Source organism: Streptococcus oralis (genome assembly GCF_965111685.1).
GTDB lineage: Bacteria > Bacillota > Bacilli > Lactobacillales > Streptococcaceae > Streptococcus > Streptococcus oralis_B.
In genome coordinates this window covers 1,025,003-1,043,076 of record NZ_OZ217340.1, presented here as the reverse complement: position 1 = coordinate 1,043,076, position 18,074 = coordinate 1,025,003, and the positions used below count along the sequence as shown (strand labels likewise).

Here is an 18,074-nt window from a genome sequence, read left to right as displayed (position 1 = left end):
ATTTGATAAAATAAGTTTTAATCATTTTCAGGAGGAAGAGAATTTGACAAATTATCAGAATTTAGTGAATGGAAAATGGAAATCATCAGAGAATGTAATTGCCATCTATTCTCCCATCAATCAGGAAAAGCTAGGTACAGTACCAGCTATGAGTCAGGATGAAGTAGATGAGGCTATGAAAGCAGCGCGTGCAGCTCTCCCAGCATGGCGTGATTTAGCACTAGTTGAGCGTGCAGCCTATTTGCATAAGACAGCAGACATTTTGGAACGTGATAAAGAGAAAATTGGTACAATTCTTGCTAAGGAGGTTGCAAAAGGAATTAAAGCAGCCATAGGAGAAGTAGTACGTACAGCAGACTTAATTCGTTTTGCTGCTGAGGAAGGACTCCGTATCACTGGACAAGAAATGGAAGGTGGCGGTTTTGAAGCTGCAAGTAAAAATAAACTAGCCGTTGTTCGTCGTGAGCCAGTTGGTGTCGTTTTAGCTATCGCGCCATTTAACTACCCAGTCAACCTTTCTGGATCTAAGATTGCTCCGGCCTTGATTGCAGGAAATGTCGTTATGTTTAAACCACCAACACAAGGATCTATTTCTGGTCTCTTGTTGGCTAAAGCATTTGACGAAGCAGGAATCCCAGCAGGTGTCTTTAACACCATCACTGGACGTGGTTCTGAAATCGGAGACTACATCATCGAACACAAGGAAGTGAACTTCATTAACTTTACAGGTTCAACACCGATTGGTGAGCGTATTGGTCGTTTAGCCGGTATGCGCCCGATTATGCTTGAACTTGGTGGGAAAGATGCAGCAATTGTCTTAGAAGATGCAGATTTAGAAAATGCAGCTAAGCAAATCGTAGGTGGTGCCTTTAGCTACTCTGGTCAACGTTGTACCGCTATCAAGCGTGTTTTGGTTGTGGAAAGCGTAGCAGATAGATTGGCTGAATTGCTCCAGGCTGAAGTTGCTAAGCTAACAGTCGGTGATCCATTTGACAATGCAGATATCACACCTGTTATTGACAATGCTTCAGCTGATTTCATCTGGGGATTGATTGAAGATGCTCATGAAAAAGGAGCCAAAGCGCTCAGCCCAATCAAACGTGAGAATAATCTCATTTGGCCAGGACTTTTTGATTATGTCACAAGAGATATGAAATTAGCCTGGGAAGAACCATTTGGACCTGTTCTCCCAATTATACGAGTTGCAGATGCCAATGAAGCACTTGAAATTGCTAATGAATCAGAATTCGGTCTTCAATCTTCAGTCTTTACAAATGACTTTAAGAAGGCGTTTGAAATTGCTGAAAAACTTGAAGTGGGTACCGTTCATATTAATAATAAAACACAGCGTGGACCAGACAATTTCCCATTCCTTGGTGTAAAAGGTTCTGGTGCAGGAGTACAAGGAATTAAATATAGTATCGAAGCGATGACAAATGTAAAATCCGTTGTTTTTGATGTAAAATAATTTATAAAATCAGGAAATCGACTTCCTGATTTTATTTTTTCAAAAAAATACAGTTTAAAATTGATAAAAAACGAATATTCTGGTATTATAATAAAAAAATATATGGAAATTGTTTCGTATTCTATTTTCAGGATATCTTTTATAAAATGCTAGGTAATTTTTTGAAGGCTTTCATAAAAAAATATGATTTCCTTCGTAAATTACTTGAAAGTTATCTTAAAAGAGAGTATAATAGAATTATGGAAAACGCTTACAAAAGAGAGGGGATCGAATGAATAATCAAGAAGCATTAAGAACCTTTACTACAGGTGAGAATTTTCACCTCCAGCATTATTTAGGAGCGCATAGAGAGGAGAAAAACGGAGAAATTGGCTATACTTTTAGGGTTTGGGCCCCAAATGCACAAGCAGTTCATCTAGTTGGGGATTTTACTAATTGGGTTGAGAATCAAATTCCTATGGTTCGAAATGAATTTGGAGTTTGGGAAGTTTTTACTAGCCTAGCTCATGAAGGACAAATCTATAAATACCATATCACTCGAGCAAATGGTCATCAGATTATGAAGGTTGATCCTATGGCCTTCCGTTTTGAAGCTCGCCCAGGTACAGGAGCTATTCTAACAAATATTCCTGACAAGAAATGGAAGGATGGTCTTTGGTTAGCACGTAGAAAACGGCTAGGTTTTGCTGAACGTCCAGTCAATATCTATGAAGCGCACGCTGGGTCTTGGAAGAGAAATCCAGATGGTAGTTCCTATAGTTTTGCACAACTAAAAGAAGAGTTGATTCCTTATTTGGTTGAGATGAACTATACTCACATTGAGTTCATGCCTTTAATGGCGCATCCGCTTGGTTTGAGTTGGGGCTATCAGCTCATGGGCTATTTTGCTCTAGAACATTGCTATGGGCGACCAGAAGAATTTCAGGATTTTGTTGAGGAATGCCATTTAAATAATATCGGTGTTATTGTAGACTGGGTTCCAGGTCATTTCACTATTAATGATGATGCATTAGCATATTATGACGGCACACCAACTTTTGAATACCAAGATCACAACAAGGCCCATAACTACGGTTGGGGAGCTCTTAACTTTGACCTTGGTAAGAATGAAGTTCAGTCATTCTTGATTTCCAGTATCAAACACTGGATTGAGTTTTATCATTTAGACGGTATTCGAGTAGATGCGGTTAGCAACATCCTCTATCTCGACTATGATAATGCTCCATGGACTCCAAATAAAGACGGCGGGAACCTCAACTACGAAGGCTACTATTTCCTTCAACGTTTGAATGATGTGATCAAGTCAGAGCACCCAGATGTGATGATGATTGCAGAAGAAAGTTCGTCAGCTACCCAGATTACTGGTTTGAAAGAGTCAGGTGGCCTTGGATTTGACTATAAATGGAATATGGGCTGGATGAATGATATCCTCCGTTTCTACGAGGAGGATCCGATTTATCGCAAGTATGACTTTAATCTTGTGACTTTCAGCTTTATGTATGTTTTCAATGAAAACTATCTCTTACCTTTCTCACATGATGAAGTAGTTCATGGTAAGAAGAGTATGATGCATAAGATGTGGGGGGATCGCTACAATCAGTTCGCTGGTCTGCGCAATCTCTACACTTATCAAATTTGTCATCCAGGTAAGAAACTCTTGTTCATGGGTAGTGAGTATGGACAATTCCTAGAATGGAAGTCTGAGGAGCAGTTGGAATGGTCTAACTTAGAAGATTACATGAACTCTAAGATGAAACACTTTACTTCGCAGCTTAATCAATTTTACAAAGACCATCGTTGCCTTTGGGAGATTGATACTAGCTATGACGGTATTGAAATCATCGATGCTGATAATAGAGATCAGAGTGTCCTTTCCTTTATTCGTAAGGGCAAGAAGGACGAAATGTTAGTCTGTGTCTTTAATATGGCACCAGTTGAACGTAAGGACTTTACGATTGGTTTACCTGTTGCAGGTATTTACGAAGAAGTTTGGAATACAGAACTAGAAGAATGGGGAGGTGTGTGGAAAGAGCACAATCAAACAGTTCAGACTCAAGAAGGCTTATGGAAAGATTATGAGCAGACTTTGACCTTTACCCTGCCTGCCATGGGAGCAAGCATCTGGAAGATCAAGCGTCGTTTGAAACCAGCTAAGAAAAAAGAATAATGGGCTGTTGATGATTTTTTTAGATTTTAAAAACGGATGTACTTGTATTGGACTTGAAACACAAGAGAAATGGATTTCCTATTATTTTATAAAAAAGTTTGACTTCCGACCTTCTTTCGATTTTAACGTTCACATGTCTTTATAAAGGAGTAGAAAATGAAGAATGAAATGCTAGCTTTAATCCTTGCGGGTGGGCAAGGAACTCGTCTCGGAAAACTCACTCAAAGCATTGCCAAACCGGCAGTGCAATTCGGTGGGCGCTACCGTATCATTGACTTTGCTCTTTCCAATTGTGCAAACTCTGGAATCCATAATGTTGGTGTGATTACGCAATACCAACCTCTTGCTTTGAACAACCATATCGGAAATGGTTCTAGCTGGGGATTGGATGGTATCAACTCAGGTGTCTCTATTTTACAACCTTATTCAGCCAGCGAAGGAAACCGTTGGTTTGAGGGGACTAGTCACGCTATCTACCAAAACATTGACTACATCGACAGTGTTAATCCTGAGTATGTTTTGATTCTTTCTGGTGACCACATCTACAAGATGGACTACGATGATATGCTTCAGTCCCATAAGGATAACAATGCCAGTTTGACAGTAGCTGTCCTAGACGTACCTCTCAAAGAAGCTAGCCGTTTTGGTATCATGAATACAGATGCCAATAACCGTATCGTTGAATTCGAAGAAAAACCTGCGCAACCTAAGTCTACAAAGGCTTCTATGGGGATTTATATTTTTGACTGGAAACGACTTCGCAATATGCTTGTTGCTGCTGAAAAGAGCAATGTGGATATGTCAGACTTTGGGAAGAACGTTATCCCTAACTATCTCGAATCTGGTGAAAGTGTCTATGCCTATGAATTTAGTGGTTACTGGAAAGACGTTGGTACCATCGAATCACTTTGGGAAGCCAATATGGAATATATTTCACCAGAAAATGCCTTGGATAGCCGCAATCGTCAATGGAAAATTTACTCAAGAAACTTGATCTCACCACCCAACTATTTTGGTGCGCATGCACACGTTGAGGATTCATTGGTAGTGGATGGCTGTTTTGTAGATGGAACTGTAAAACGTTCGATTCTATCAACAGAAGCACAAGTACGTGAAGGAGCCGAGGTCGTTGATTCTGTCATCATGAGTGGGGCTATTATTGGCCATGGAGCAAAGATTGCTCGTGCTATTATTGGTGAGGGTGCCATTATTGCAGACGGCGTAGAGATTGACGGAACGGATGAAGTACAAGTAGTAGGATACAATGAAGTAGTGGGGGTAGCAACAGATGAAGATTGATAAATATTCAGCCATTTTAGGAAACACAGTTGGTTTTCATGACATGTCAACGTTAACAGAACACCGTCCGGTAGCTAGCTTACCTTTCGGTGGAAAATACCGTTTGATTGACTTCCCCCTTTCCAGTCTTGCAAATGCAGGTGTTCGTAGTATCTTTGGTATTTTCCAACAAGATAATATCAGCTCAGTATTCGACCATATCCGTTCAGGTCGTGAGTGGGGCTTGTCCACCCTTCTAAGTCACTACTATCTAGGAATTTATAATACTCGTGTTGAAAGCAGTACAGTTGGAAAAGAATATTACCAACAGCTTCTTACCTACTTGAGACGTTCAGGTTCAAACCAAACCGTTTCGATCAACTGCGATGTGCTGGTGAATATTGACTTGAATCAAGTCTTCCACCTACACAATACAACGAAAGGTCCTATCACAGTTGTATATAAGAAACTTCCGAAGAAAGACATTTCAGATGTGAATGCTATCTTGGAAATTGATGAAACTGACCATGTTCGTTCGCACAAACTCTTTGATAATAAATCTATGGATGAACTCTTCAACATGTCTACAGATATCTTTGTTGTGGATACTCCTTGGTTGATTGAACGACTTGAAGAAGAGGCTCAGAAAGAATATCCTGAAAAGTTGCGTTATGTTCTCCGCGATTTAGCTGCAAAAGAAGGAGCTTTTGCTTACGAATACACAGGCTACTTAGCGAACATTCATTCTGTTCAGTCCTATTATCAAGCAAACATTGATATGCTTGAATCTAAAAAATTCTACTCTCTTTTCTCACCAAATCAAAAAATTTATACCAAAGTTAAGAATGAAGAACCAACCTACTATGCGAATACTTCAAAAGTAAGTAATTCTCAGTTTGCTTCTGGTAGTATCATTGAGGGTGAAGTAGTTCAGTCAGTTCTATCTCGTAACATTTATGTTCACAAAGATAGTGAGGTGAAAGACAGCATTTTATTCCCTCGAGTTGTGATCGGTCAGGGTGCCCAAGTTGAATATGCCATCCTAGACAAAGGAGTTGAAGTTGCGGACGGTGTTGTCATTCGAGGAACAGCAGAACATCCAGTTGTAGTGAAGAAGGGTGAAACAGTAACAGAGGACATTTATTCATGAAAATTTTATTTGTAGCGGCAGAAGGGGCACCCTTTTCAAAAACAGGTGGTTTGGGCGATGTCATTGGCGCACTTCCAAAATCACTTGTAAAAGCGGGGCACGAAGTTGCAGTTTTCTTGCCTTACTATGATATGGTAGAAGCTAAGTTTGGTGACCAGATAGAAGATGTTCTCCACTTTGAAGTTAGTGTAGGATGGCGTAGACAGTACTGTGGTATTAAGAAAACTGTCTTGAATGGGGTTACCTTCTACTTCATTGATAATCAATATTATTTCTTCCGAGGTCATGTGTACGGTGATTTTGACGATGGCGAACGCTTTGCCTTTTTCCAACTGGCTGCTCTTGAAGCCATGGAACGCATCGGCTTTATCCCTGACCTTCTCCATGTTCATGACTACCATACAGCCATGATTCCATTCTTGTTAAAGGAAAAGTATAGCTGGATTCAAGCCTATCAAGGAATCAGAACAGTTTTAACCATTCACAATTTGGAATTCCAAGGTCAATTTTCTGAAGGAATGTTGTGGGATTTGTTCGGCGTTGGCTTTGAGCGCTACGCTGATGGCACTCTCCGCTGGAATGATTGCCTCAACTGGATGAAAGCTGGTATCCTATACGCGGATCGTGTTTCAACCGTTTCCCCTAGCTATGCGCACGAGATTATGACCAGTCAATTCGGCTGCGGTTTGGACCAGATTCTTCGGATGGAGTCAGGTAAGGTTTCAGGTATTGTCAATGGTATTGACGCAGATCTTTATAATCCTCAAACAGACCCGCTTTTAGACTATCATTTTGATAAGGAAGATTTGTCTGGAAAAGCTCAAAACAAAGCAAAATTGCAAGAGAGAGTTGGGTTACCATTGCGAGCAGATGTTCCTCTAGTTGGGATTGTCTCTCGTTTGACGCGCCAAAAAGGTTTTGATGTTGTGGTAGAAAGCTTGCACCGTTTCTTACAGGAGGACGTTCAAATAGTCCTTTTAGGAACAGGTGATCCGTCTTTTGAACATTCCTTCTCGTGGTTTGCTCAAGTCTATCCTGACAAGTTATCAGCAAATATCACGTTTGACGTTAAACTTGCTCAAGAAATCTACGCAGCTTGTGACCTCTTCCTCATGCCAAGCCGTTTTGAACCATGTGGCTTGTCACAAATGATGGCCATGCGTTATGGAACACTACCATTGGTTCATGAAGTGGGTGGACTAAGAGATACAGTTCAATCCTTCAATCCGATTGAAGGAACTGGTACTGGATTTAGCTTTGACAATTTAACACCATACTGGCTTAACTGGAGTTTCCAAACAGCCTTGGAAGTTTATAAGTACCAGCCGGACGTTTGGAGAAATCTACAAAAACAAGCTATGGAGTGTGATTTCTCATGGGATACAGCCTGTAAATCTTACCTAGACTTGTACTATAGTTTAGTCAACTAATAGATAAAATCGTATGATTCTTTCATACGATTTTTGGGCTGTTTAGAGAGGAGAACTGATGTCTCAAGTAAAAGGTTTGTGTGTCATGGATGTTGATGGAACCTTAATCTTAGAAGAAGTGATTGATTTGTTGGGAAGAGAGGCAGCTTGTGAGGAGGAAATTTCGCAGATTACAAGTCGTGCAATGCGAGGAGAGTTAGACTTTGAAAGCAGTTTAAGAAAAAGAGTGTCCTTGTTGGAAGGTCTTCCGATTTCGGTCTTTGATACTGTTTTCAAATCCATTCACCTGTCCAAGAATGCTCAAGAATTTATCTCCATACTTCAAAAGAAGGGCATCCTAGTTGGTCTAGTGTCTGGCGGATTTACACCAATAGTTGAGAGATTAGCAAAATCCCTTGGTATCTCCTATTTCTCTGCTAACCAGTTGGAAGTCAAAGACGGTTTTTTAACAGGACAATTAGTTGGTGAAATTCTGACAGGTCAAGTAAAAAAAGCTACTCTTGAGATTTGGAGAACGGAATTAGAACTTCCCAAAGAAAGAACGATTGCCATCGGTGATGGAGCTAATGACCTCTTGATGTTAAAGTCAGCAGGTCACGGCATAGCCTTTTGTGCCAAGGAGGTCGTAAAAGCAGAGATAGCTTGTCATGTAGATACGAGGGATTTTTTGGAAGTTCTTCCTTTGATTGATTTCTTAGAATGAGAGGGAACTATGAAAATTGTAATTGCACCTGATTCTTTTAAAGAAAGTTTGACGGCAGAGGAGGTCGCTCAAGCTATAAAAAAAGGCTTCGAACAGTCAATAGCGGATGTAGAATGTCTGCTTTGCCCTGTTGGTGATGGTGGGGAAGGAACTGTAGATGCTATTCGCCATTCTCTTGAACTCGAAGAAAAATGGCAAGAGGTTACGGGACCTTTTGGTCTAAATGAAGCAATGCGTTACTTTCAAAACGGTCAAATAGTGCTCTTTGAAGTTGCTGATTTGGTTGGTCTTGGAAAGATTCCGCGTGAGAAACGAAAACCTCTCCACATCCAAACCAGAGGTATTGGAGAGTTGATTCGCCATCTCATTGATCAAGGGATGAAAGAAATCTATATCGGAGTTGGTGGTACGGCTAGTAATGACGGTGGGATAGGCATTGCTGCTGGTTTAGGTTATCGTTTTTATGATAAGAAGGGAAAAGAATTGCCAGCTCGCGGTCAGACTTTGCTTGAGTTCGAGTCAGTTTCAAATAGTAACTTGTATAGAATTCCTGAAGATGTGAAAATCCGCATTTTAGCAGATGTTGTGAGCCCTCTATGTGGTCATCAAGGAGCAACCTATACATTTGGAAAACAAAAGGGCTTGGAACCCAGTTTATTTGAAACAGTAGATCTGGCTATACAGAGGTTCTATGAAAAATTCTCGCCATCAACCCGCTCTCTCAAAGGAGCAGGAGCTGGGGGTGGGATTGCTGCTGGGCTCTGTGCCTTTGCTGAGGCCAGTATCGTATCTGGGATTGACACTTGCTTAGATTTGATTGACTTTGACAAGAAGGTTGCAGGGGCCGACTTGGTTATCGTTGGAGAAGGCAGACTGGATAGTCAAAGCTTTGCTGGAAAAGCTCCTATCGGTGTAGCAAAAAGAACTCCTAACGGAGTTCCTGTTATTGCTATTTGTGGTAGTCTTTCTAACGATTTGCCTCCCCTACCATTTGAAAATATACAAGCAGCATTCTCTATCCTAGAGAAAAGTGAACCTTTGGAAGACAGTCTGAAAAATGCAAGTCTCTATTTGGAGCACACAGCTACTAATATCGGTCATTTATTAAATATGAGAAATCATTAACCAAACCATTTTTTCCAGATAGATTTTTTAGGAGCCTCTGCCTTTTTCTCTTTCCAGAGGCTTGAGAAAGCAATTCTAAGGTCCTTTTCGTCTACTTGAACAGGTTCATTTGTATGAACGACAAGACCGAAAGGAGAGGTTATATGATCGTCTGAAACAATAGTCGCCTGGCAATTACTTTCCTTTGCTTGTTTTAAGTAAAAGACCTGTTTGTCAAACTCGATATTTGGTGAAATTTTCACAAAAAGTTCCTCTACCTTTTCTTGAAAACCCTCTAAAATAGAGAAAAATCCATGTTCTAATTCAGGACTATTGGCAGTATTGATATCAGCGTAGCCAAGAACTCTTTCCTCGAAAGTACCGAGATAGCGGCGTTGTTCGTCAGGGTTTAATTTCGGCCCACCATGAGCTTTTTCTAGTAGTTGTTTTGATAAATCTGTCATAAAAACAGTATATCACAAAAATCGTAAGAGAACAGACAAAAGAAAGCGATTACTTTATAAAGTTAAGGAAAATTTGCACAAAGATAACGTTTTTTCTTGAAAAACGCTTATTTTTAAGGTATCATAGAGGTGTAAAAAATTTAACTCAAAGGAGAGTAAAAAATGTCAATTATTACTGATGTTTACGCTCGCGAAGTCCTAGACTCACGCGGTAACCCAACACTTGAAGTAGAAGTTTATACTGAATCAGGTGCTTTCGGACGTGGTATGGTTCCATCAGGAGCTTCTACTGGTGAACACGAAGCAGTTGAACTTCGCGACGGTGACAAATCTCGTTACGGTGGTCTTGGTACACAAAAAGCTGTTGACAACGTAAACAACATCATCGCTGAAGCTATCATCGGCTACGATGTACGTGACCAACAAGCTATCGACCGTGCTATGATCGCACTTGACGGTACTCCTAACAAAGGTAAATTGGGTGCAAACGCAATTCTTGGTGTGTCTATCGCTGTAGCTCGTGCTGCTGCTGACTACCTTGAAATCCCACTTTACAGCTACCTTGGTGGATTCAACACTAAAGTTCTTCCAACTCCAATGATGAACATCATCAACGGTGGTTCTCACTCTGACGCTCCAATCGCTTTCCAAGAATTCATGATCGTACCTGCTGGTGCACCATCATTCAAAGAAGCTCTTCGTTGGGGTGCTGAAATCTTCCACGCTCTTAAGAAAATCCTTAAATCACGTGGTTTGGAAACTGCCGTAGGTGACGAAGGTGGATTCGCTCCTCGTTTCGAAGGAACTGAAGATGGTGTTGAAACTATCCTTGCTGCGATCGAAGCTGCTGGATATGTTCCTGGTAAAGACGTATTTATCGGATTTGACTGTGCTTCATCAGAATTCTACGATAAAGAACGTAAAGTTTACGACTACACTAAATTCGAAGGTGAAGGAGCAGCTGTACGTACTGCTGCAGAACAAATCGACTACCTTGAAGAATTGGTAAACAAATACCCAATCATCACTATCGAAGACGGTATGGACGAAAACGACTGGGACGGTTGGAAAGCTCTTACTGGACGTCTTGGTGGTAAAGTTCAATTGGTTGGTGACGACTTCTTCGTAACAAACACTTCTTACCTCGAAAAAGGTATTGCAGAAGGTGCTGCTAACTCAATCCTTATCAAAGTTAACCAAATCGGTACTCTTACTGAAACATTCGACGCTATCGAAATGGCGAAAGAAGCTGGTTACACTGCAGTTGTATCACACCGTTCAGGTGAAACTGAAGATTCAACAATCGCTGATATCGCAGTTGCAACAAACGCAGGACAAATCAAGACTGGTTCACTTTCACGTACAGACCGTATCGCTAAATACAACCAATTGCTTCGTATCGAAGACCAACTTGGTGAAGTAGCTGAATACCGTGGATTGAAATCATTCTACAACCTTAAAAAATAATCGTTGATTTAACAACGTTTTAAGCCCCTCGGATTTTATCCGAAGGGCTTTTTATGTGCAATAATCAAAAATGAAAAATAACTTATGGTATAATAGACAAAAACACTTGTATTAGAAAGAAACTATGTCTAAAGAAATTGATATTGAGTACTATCACCAACTAGCCTTGCAAAAGCAAAAGGAGCACCGAAAAGTCTTAGCCAATCTAAAGAAAAAACCTCCTAAAAACTTAGATAAGATAGCCCAGCAAATTCACGAAGAAGTTTTTTCTGAGATTGATTGCACTGCCTGCGCGAACTGTTGCAAGACATTGGGGCCTGACTTTAAGGAAGCCGATATTACCCGTATTGCTAAGTACTTTAAGATGAAATTATCAGCTTTTGAAGCGGAATTCCTTCAGGTGGACGAAGACGGTGACAAGGTTTTTAAATCTATGCCTTGCCCCTTCCTAGGTGGAGACAATCTCTGTTCTATCTATGATGTTCGTCCAAAGGCCTGTCGAGAGTTCCCACATACAGACCGTAAGAAGATTCATCAAATCAATCATTTGACGATTAAGAACACCTTGACTTGTCCTGCAGCTTATCTCTTTGTTGAGAAATTAAAGGATAAGTTATAGAAATTTACACCTTTAAATCTTGTACAAAGATTCTAGGGCGGAAGTATCTGATATCTGATAGACTATAGATAGAATTGAACACGGCCTAAAAGCTGTTCGAAAAAGATAAAATTTCTAGGACTAGAAGCTCTGGCGTCAATTTTTCTATTTTCATTTTGCTTTTAAGGATTTTTGTATCTTGTGGAGGTAAGTAGAAACGAATATGATGCATCAATTCAATCAAACCATGGATTATTTGGAGCAGCAGCTGACTGGAGAAGTGGATATGAAAAGATTTCAGCAGATATCAGGCTATTCTTATCCTTTTTTTAGCAGAATCTTTTCCATCATGGCTGATATGACCTTGGCAGAATATTTGCGCAATCGTAGGCTGTCAGAAGCAGTTACAGACTTGCGGGAAGGTTCTGAGAAAGTCATTGATATAGCACTGAAATACGGCTATGAGTCTGCGGATGCCTTCAGCTCAGCCTTTAAGAAATTCCATGGGGAAACTCCCTCAGAAGTTCGAAATGGAAAACCTTATCGGGTCTTTCCTAAGCTTCAATTATCCTTAAAAATCACAGGAGGAAAGAACATGGATATCAAGATTCAAAAGAAGCCTGCATTTACTGTGGCAGGCGTCCTATTGGAAGCTATTGACAATAGCAAATGCCCGTCTGCTTGGGAGTATCTCTATGCTCATCACAGCTTTGAAAGCCTAGAAAGTTTAGGTAGTGGTCAATCCTTTGGCGTCTGCTCGGATGTCAAAGAAGGCGAAATCATCAACTATATGGCTGCTTATGATGTGACGGATAAAACTAAAGCAGAAGAACTAGATCTGTCAATCAAAGATATACCAGCGGCTGAATATGCTATCGTCCCAGTCAAAGGTCCTATACCAGCTAGCATTCACAATGCTTGGAAATATGTTTTGGAGGTCTTTTTCCCAGAAACTGGTTATCGCCACTCAGGAGCGCCAGACTTTGAAGTCTATACTGAAGGCGACATGTCGTCACCAGACTATCAAATGGAGCTCTGGATACCAGTGATTAAGAACTAGATAATTTTCTGCTTTTTTTAAAGATGCAAATCCGACTCTGTAGAAAGAACCTCTACAGAGTCTTTTATTGTGGAAATTCATGTCCGTAAAGCAAACATGCCCTATTTTTTTGTTTGGAATTTATGGGGCATGAGAATAGTTTTCTCGGTATAATAGTCCCATAGAAGATAAGGAGGCAAGAATATGCAGATGTATTTTGGAGATGTGTCACTTTGCTATAGTTATTCATTGGCAATGGCACTGGATGGCTATGGCTATGACTTTAAAGCAGACTTTCTAGAGGCAATCATGGTGATGGGAAATGGCGCTAGTATCGTAAAGGAAGATGACCAGCACCCTCTAGTATTCTTTGATAATGGAATGCCAGATCTTTCAATCTCTCATTCTTTAAAAATACTTGGGTTTGACTATGAGGACTTCTATCTAAAAGATGGAGTGAAAGTAGATTTAGAAGAGGTTAAAAGAAAGTTGGAAACATTTCTGTCCAATGGACCTGTCGTACTGGGACCTCTTGATATGGGCCATCTGACCTACAATCCCAATCACACAATCCTTTATGGTGTGGATCACTTTGTAACCGTGTATGACATTGATAATCAGTATCTCTATTTGCACGATCCAGCTGGTTTTGCCTGCATGAAGGTTGCTTTTAATGACATATTAGAAGCCTGGAAGGCAGAGACTATTGACTATAAGCGTGGATCTTACTCCATGTGGGGAAATTTTAAGAAGGTCAAGAGTCCTAGTCAGACTGAAATCTATCAGGAAACAGCAAAGATAATAAAGACCCGATATCTGAATGGTCAAAGCGGTGTTTTGGAATTCTATGCAAAAGCAGTTGCTGAAAACGGATTAAATACCGAGCAAAAACAATTGCATCAGTATTTCAGCTTCAAACTTGCGGCTGTTCGAAATCTCTATCTCAGTAAGTTCTTAAAAGTTCATGATCCAGAAGGGGCAAGATTAAAAGAGGAATTGGCTACTCTATTTGGCCAAGCCCATCTTTCATGTTTAAAAGAAGATTATCAAGAACTAGCCCACTTGCTCTATCGGATAGCAGAAGTAGATGGTCGCTTTAGAGATTTATATGTAAACTAGTGACTATAAGCATAAAAAATAGTTAGTAAAAGCAGCTTTTCGTAAAATGAAGAACTGCTTTTTGATTATGGTATAATGAAGTGAGGAAATAGCATATCCAACTTAAAAATGAAGGGAGAACGCCTATGCCTAGACCAAGAACGAAAGAGGAATTAGCGCTAGCCTCTAAGGAAAACTATGAAAAGCTCAATCACTTTATCTCTAAATTAAGTGAAGAGGAGCTACAGACTCCTTTTGATTTTTCAAAAGACCAAAAGAAAAAAGAAGCTCATTGGAAAAGAGATAAAAATCTGCGGGATGTCCTGATCCATCTCTACGAATGGCATCAGTTACTTTTGAATTGGGTAGATTCTAATCAAAAGGGTCATGAAAGACCTTTTCTCCCTGAACCTTATAATTGGAAAACTTATGGAGAAATGAATGTCGCTATTTGGAAGAAGCACCAGAGAACGTCCTTAGAAGAAGCGACCAAACTTCTCAATCAATCGCATGAAGAGGTTTTAGAGTTGATGGAAGGCTTTAGCAATGACGAATTGTTCACAAAAGGTGTCTATAAGTGGACGGGAGGGACAAGTCTAGGTTCCTACTTTGTCAGTAGCACTTCCAGTCACTATGATTGGGCTATCAAAAAACTTAAAGCTCATCAGAAAAATTGTAAGTGTTGCTAGTTAAAGTGGGTATGAGGTTTAGAAAAAGGTCTTCTAAGCTTCGAATAGCTTCATTCTCGTGATTTTTGAGTTGTTCTAGCTTTAGGATCCTTCAAAAATTAAAATTTAAGGCTATCATAGACTTTGAATAGTACGAAAACATTTATTTTAATGTAATTCTAAACTTAGAGTTGCATTGATATTAAAGAAATTGAACTGTTCGATTCTTAGAACGCCTTTATTCTGAGAAATGTTGACTATAAATTGGTTCGAATGGCTTTTTTCTGATATAGGATGATAGATAGATGGGGGAAATGATGAACATACAAAAAGAGAAAGTTAGAAAAGAGTTGGTGTCCCTCTGTTTGGGAGAGTTCACAGCCGTCCTATCTATTTGGTTTTGTTTTTTCCTTTTGAAAAATAGCCTTGGTGATTGGAGGAGTCTATTCTCCATTCTCTATCCATTATCTTTACTGACATTTATTTTACTTCAAGGTTCAATCTATTGGGCAATTTTGATTAGAAGACTGTCAAAACCTCAGTTTGGAAGCGGTAGTGTTCCCAAACTATTTGGTGGTTTCAGAATACTAGACCTTATTTTACTTATTTCAGGCCTTCCTTTTATTGTCTGGAATACCCAGAGTGTTCAAGTGGTTATTTTAGCCGCGTTGATACAACTTTGTGCTCTTATCGAATGGGTTAATTATTTCCTCCTACGCCTATCTTATAGTTTGAACCCACTTGTTTTATGGAAAAGAATTACTAAGGGAAAACTTGAAAAGAGCAGAATAGCCAAGGAGTTGGGGTAGAGACTAATAAAGAGCTTACCCATTCGTTTTGTATTATGCTATAATAAATCTATCAATTATTTTAACAACTACTTTAAGTGAGATAAGTATGTAAATTAACTATAATAGAAGACAGAAATCAGATATTGTTATTTCTGAACCGTCAGCCAGTTAAGTAGGAAAGTACTTGAAAACGTGGAAAAATCTTAAAAATTATCAGTTGTAAGAAGATGCTTTGGATAAATTATTTTTTGAGCTGTTACCAAGTAAAGAAGAAATTTCTGATATCTTATTAAATGTTGCTACGTTGAATGATTTTTATAGCACAAATTCTTTTCAGTTTATCCAGTTGCAGAGCATATTCTGAGTCTTAAAATTGACGAGAAGTTGAGATAAGGTGATGTAACTTTAGTCAATGAAATTCAAAATTTTACGATCAATGGGGTAACTAGAAAGTTCTATTCTTTTTCTACTAAATACTGTTCCCATCATAATCCTAACGAATACCCTATTTATGATAGCTATGTAGAAAAGGTATTAAAATCTTTTAGAAAAACAGATAGATTTTTCAACTTTAAGGATGCAGACCTAAAAGATTATCAAAAATTTAAAAATATAATTATTGCTTTTAGAGAATACTACGGATTAGAAGAATTTAATCTAAAAGAGATTGATCAGTATTTATGGCAGTTAGGAAAAGAATATTTTCCTAATAAATACTAGTAACTTGTTCTCACATAGAAAGGAAAAATCAAATTGCCCTACAAATTTCTACTCTTCGACCTTGACCACACCTTGCTTGATTTTGATACTGCTGAGGATGTGGCTCTGACACAACTTCTAAAGGAAGAAGGAGTTGCGGACATTCAAGCCTATAAAGACTATTACGTTCCTATGAACAAGGCTCTCTGGAAGGACTTGGAGCAAAAGAAAATCAGTAAACAAGAACTGGTTAACACGCGCTTTTCTCGATTGTTTGATCATTTTGGACTGGAGAAAGACGGTACTTTGCTTGCCAAGCGATACCAATTTTACCTTGCCCAGCAAGGACAAGCTTTTTCAGGTGCCCATGAACTCTTGGACAGCCTCATCGAGAGAGATTATGAGCTATACGCTGCGACAAATGGGATTACTGCCATTCAGACAGGACGTTTGGCTCAATCAGGTCTGGCTCCCTATTTCAACCAAGTCTTTATCTCCGAGCAATTGCAAACACAAAAGCCTGACGCACTATTCTACGAAAAAATCGAACAGCAGATTGAAGGTTTCAGCAAAGAAAAGACGGTTATGATTGGAGATTCCCTGACAGCTGACATACAAGGTGGCAACAATGCTGGTATTGATACTATCTGGTACAATCCCCATCATCTGGAAAATAAGACGCAAGCCCAGCCGACCTATGAAGTTCATTCTTACCCTGACTTGCTGGATTGTTTGGATAAACTGTAAAAAGTGGTTTAGATAGCCACTTTTTGCTATAATAGAGGCAGTAAAAATGAAGGAGCAGGCTTTATGCAACACTCATCTTGGCATGCTTTGATTAAGGAGCAATTACCTGAGGGGTATTTCGGGAAAATCAATCAGTTTATGGATCAGGTCTATGCTCAGGGAACTGTTTATCCACCTAAGGAAAAAGTTTTTCAGGCTCTCTTTACTACACCGCTTGAAGAAGTGAAGGTGGTGATTCTAGGGCAAGACCCCTATCACGGGCCGGGTCAGGCGCAGGGCTTGAGTTTTTCTGTACCTGATGCTATTCCAGCGCCACCGTCCTTGCAAAATATCTTGAAAGAATTGTCAGATGACATCGGGGTTAAGAAATCTCATGATTTGACAGCATGGGCTGAGCAAGGAGTCTTACTTCTTAATGCATGTTTGACTGTTCCTGCCGGTCAGGCCAATGGTCATGCTGGGCAGATATGGGAACCTTTTACAGATGCTGTGATTCGAGTTGTTAATAATCTGGATAGATCAGTAGTCTTTGTGCTCTGGGGTGCTTATGCACGCAAGAAGAAGACCTTGGTTACCAATCCTCACCACTGGATTATCGAATCAGCCCATCCTAGTCCTTTATCGGTTTATAGAGGATTTTGGGGTTCTAAGCCTTTTTCCAAGGCCAATGCATTCTTAAGAGAGACAGGACAAGAGCCAATCGATTGGCTTAGATAAGGAGAGAATATGCCTCAGTTAGCGACGATTTGCTACATTGATAACGGAAAAGAACTGCTCATGCTGCATCGCAATAAGAAGCCGAATGATGTTCATGAAGGCAAATGGATTGGTGTGGGTGGTAAGCTAGAACGAGGTGAGACTCCTCAGGAGTGCGCAGCGCGTGAAATCCTCGAAGAGACCGGCCTCAAAGCCAAGCCAGTTCTAAAAGGTGTCATCACTTTTCCAGAATTCACGCCAGATTTAGACTGGTACACCTATGTTTTTAAGGTGACAGAGTTTGAAGGTGAGTTGATTGAATGCAACGAGGGAACATTAGAATGGGTTCCCTATGATGAAGTTTTGAGCAAGCCAACTTGGGAGGGTGACCACACCTTTGTTGAGTGGCTTTTAGAGGACAAACCCTTCTTTTCAGCTAAGTTTGTTTATGATGGGGATAAATTGTTGGATACTCAAGTTGATTTCTATGAATAAAGGAGAAAGCGG

Annotated in this window: 17 protein-coding genes and 1 pseudogene; 17 read left to right on the top strand and 1 reads right to left on the bottom strand. The window is 39.8% G+C overall.

The window, feature by feature from the left end; all coding sequences use genetic code 11:
• Positions 1–43 precede the first annotated feature (43 nt).
• The 7 genes from ACLV7H_RS05465 to ACLV7H_RS05435 all read left to right on the top strand — a co-directional run bounded on the left by ACLV7H_RS05465 (position 44) and on the right by ACLV7H_RS05435 (position 9,321).
• Positions 44–1,468 (top strand): NADP-dependent glyceraldehyde-3-phosphate dehydrogenase, encoded by a 1,425-nt coding sequence (locus ACLV7H_RS05465; protein ID WP_411866584.1) that lies wholly within the window; start codon positions 44–46, stop codon positions 1,466–1,468.
• A 271-nt stretch (positions 1,469–1,739) separates the two neighbouring features.
• Positions 1,740–3,635 carry a 1,4-alpha-glucan branching protein GlgB gene (gene glgB / locus ACLV7H_RS05460; protein WP_411866583.1) on the top strand — a complete coding sequence of 632 codons (1,896 nt, stop codon included), beginning with the start codon at positions 1,740–1,742 and terminating at the stop codon, positions 3,633–3,635.
• Between the two features lie 156 nt (positions 3,636–3,791).
• Positions 3,792–4,934 carry a glucose-1-phosphate adenylyltransferase gene (locus tag ACLV7H_RS05455; RefSeq protein ID WP_045591294.1) on the top strand — a complete coding sequence of 381 codons (1,143 nt, stop codon included), beginning with the start codon at positions 3,792–3,794 and terminating at the stop codon, positions 4,932–4,934.
• Positions 4,924–6,063 carry a glucose-1-phosphate adenylyltransferase subunit GlgD gene (gene glgD / locus ACLV7H_RS05450; RefSeq protein ID WP_411866582.1) on the top strand — a complete coding sequence of 380 codons (1,140 nt, stop codon included), beginning with the start codon at positions 4,924–4,926 and terminating at the stop codon, positions 6,061–6,063. The genes ACLV7H_RS05455 and glgD overlap by 11 nt, the downstream gene beginning before the upstream one ends.
• Entirely contained in the window at positions 6,060–7,493 is a 1,434-nt protein-coding gene (gene glgA, locus ACLV7H_RS05445; protein ID WP_411866581.1) for a glycogen synthase GlgA, read from the top strand. The genes glgD and glgA overlap by 4 nt, the downstream gene beginning before the upstream one ends.
• 58 nt (positions 7,494–7,551) lie before the next feature.
• Complete coding sequence (serB, locus tag ACLV7H_RS05440) at positions 7,552–8,196, top strand: phosphoserine phosphatase SerB (protein WP_411866580.1); 645 nt, start codon at positions 7,552–7,554, stop codon at positions 8,194–8,196.
• A gap of 9 nt (positions 8,197–8,205) precedes the next feature.
• Positions 8,206–9,321, top strand: coding sequence for a glycerate kinase (locus ACLV7H_RS05435; protein WP_411866579.1), 1,116 nt, complete (start codon positions 8,206–8,208; stop codon positions 9,319–9,321).
• Here ACLV7H_RS05435 and ACLV7H_RS05430 read toward each other — a convergent pair.
• Positions 9,318–9,764: a DUF1694 domain-containing protein gene (locus ACLV7H_RS05430; RefSeq protein ID WP_411866578.1), complete on the bottom strand. Its 447-nt coding sequence runs from the start codon at positions 9,762–9,764 to the stop codon at positions 9,318–9,320. The genes ACLV7H_RS05435 and ACLV7H_RS05430 overlap by 4 nt on opposite strands.
• Positions 9,765–9,926: 162 nt before the next feature.
• Between ACLV7H_RS05430 and eno the strand changes: the two genes are divergently transcribed.
• The 10 genes and pseudogenes from eno (at position 9,927) to ACLV7H_RS05380 (ending at position 18,062) form a co-directional block, all read left to right on the top strand.
• The gene (eno, locus tag ACLV7H_RS05425; protein WP_045591303.1) at positions 9,927–11,231 is read left to right on the top strand and encodes a surface-displayed alpha-enolase; all 1,305 of its coding nucleotides are present in this window, start codon (positions 9,927–9,929) and stop codon (positions 11,229–11,231) included.
• 124 nt (positions 11,232–11,355) lie between these two features.
• The gene (locus ACLV7H_RS05420; RefSeq protein WP_411866577.1) at positions 11,356–11,850 is read left to right on the top strand and encodes a YkgJ family cysteine cluster protein; all 495 of its coding nucleotides are present in this window, start codon (positions 11,356–11,358) and stop codon (positions 11,848–11,850) included.
• A 202-nt stretch (positions 11,851–12,052) separates the two neighbouring features.
• Positions 12,053–12,889, top strand: a complete 837-nt coding sequence (locus ACLV7H_RS05415) for a GyrI-like domain-containing protein (protein ID WP_411866576.1) — start codon at positions 12,053–12,055, stop codon at positions 12,887–12,889.
• 183 nt (positions 12,890–13,072) lie between these two features.
• Entirely contained in the window at positions 13,073–13,987 is a 915-nt protein-coding gene (locus ACLV7H_RS05410) for a peptidase (protein WP_411866575.1), read from the top strand.
• A gap of 125 nt (positions 13,988–14,112) precedes the next feature.
• Positions 14,113–14,655: a ClbS/DfsB family four-helix bundle protein gene (locus tag ACLV7H_RS05405; RefSeq protein ID WP_045591307.1), complete on the top strand. Its 543-nt coding sequence runs from the start codon at positions 14,113–14,115 to the stop codon at positions 14,653–14,655.
• Between the two features lie 284 nt (positions 14,656–14,939).
• Positions 14,940–15,443 carry a hypothetical protein gene (locus ACLV7H_RS05400; RefSeq protein WP_411866574.1) on the top strand — a complete coding sequence of 168 codons (504 nt, stop codon included), beginning with the start codon at positions 14,940–14,942 and terminating at the stop codon, positions 15,441–15,443.
• 94 nt (positions 15,444–15,537) lie between these two features.
• A pseudogene (locus tag ACLV7H_RS05395) lies at positions 15,538–16,145 on the top strand (hypothetical protein).
• Positions 16,146–16,178: 33 nt separating this feature from the next.
• Complete coding sequence (locus ACLV7H_RS05390) at positions 16,179–16,871, top strand: YjjG family noncanonical pyrimidine nucleotidase (protein WP_045591311.1); 693 nt, start codon at positions 16,179–16,181, stop codon at positions 16,869–16,871.
• Positions 16,872–16,934: 63 nt separating this feature from the next.
• Positions 16,935–17,588: a uracil-DNA glycosylase gene (locus ACLV7H_RS05385; protein WP_411866573.1), complete on the top strand. Its 654-nt coding sequence runs from the start codon at positions 16,935–16,937 to the stop codon at positions 17,586–17,588.
• Positions 17,589–17,597: 9 nt separating this feature from the next.
• Positions 17,598–18,062 carry an NUDIX hydrolase gene (locus ACLV7H_RS05380; RefSeq protein ID WP_009730172.1) on the top strand — a complete coding sequence of 155 codons (465 nt, stop codon included), beginning with the start codon at positions 17,598–17,600 and terminating at the stop codon, positions 18,060–18,062.
• The last annotated feature ends 12 nt before the right edge of the window (positions 18,063–18,074 follow it).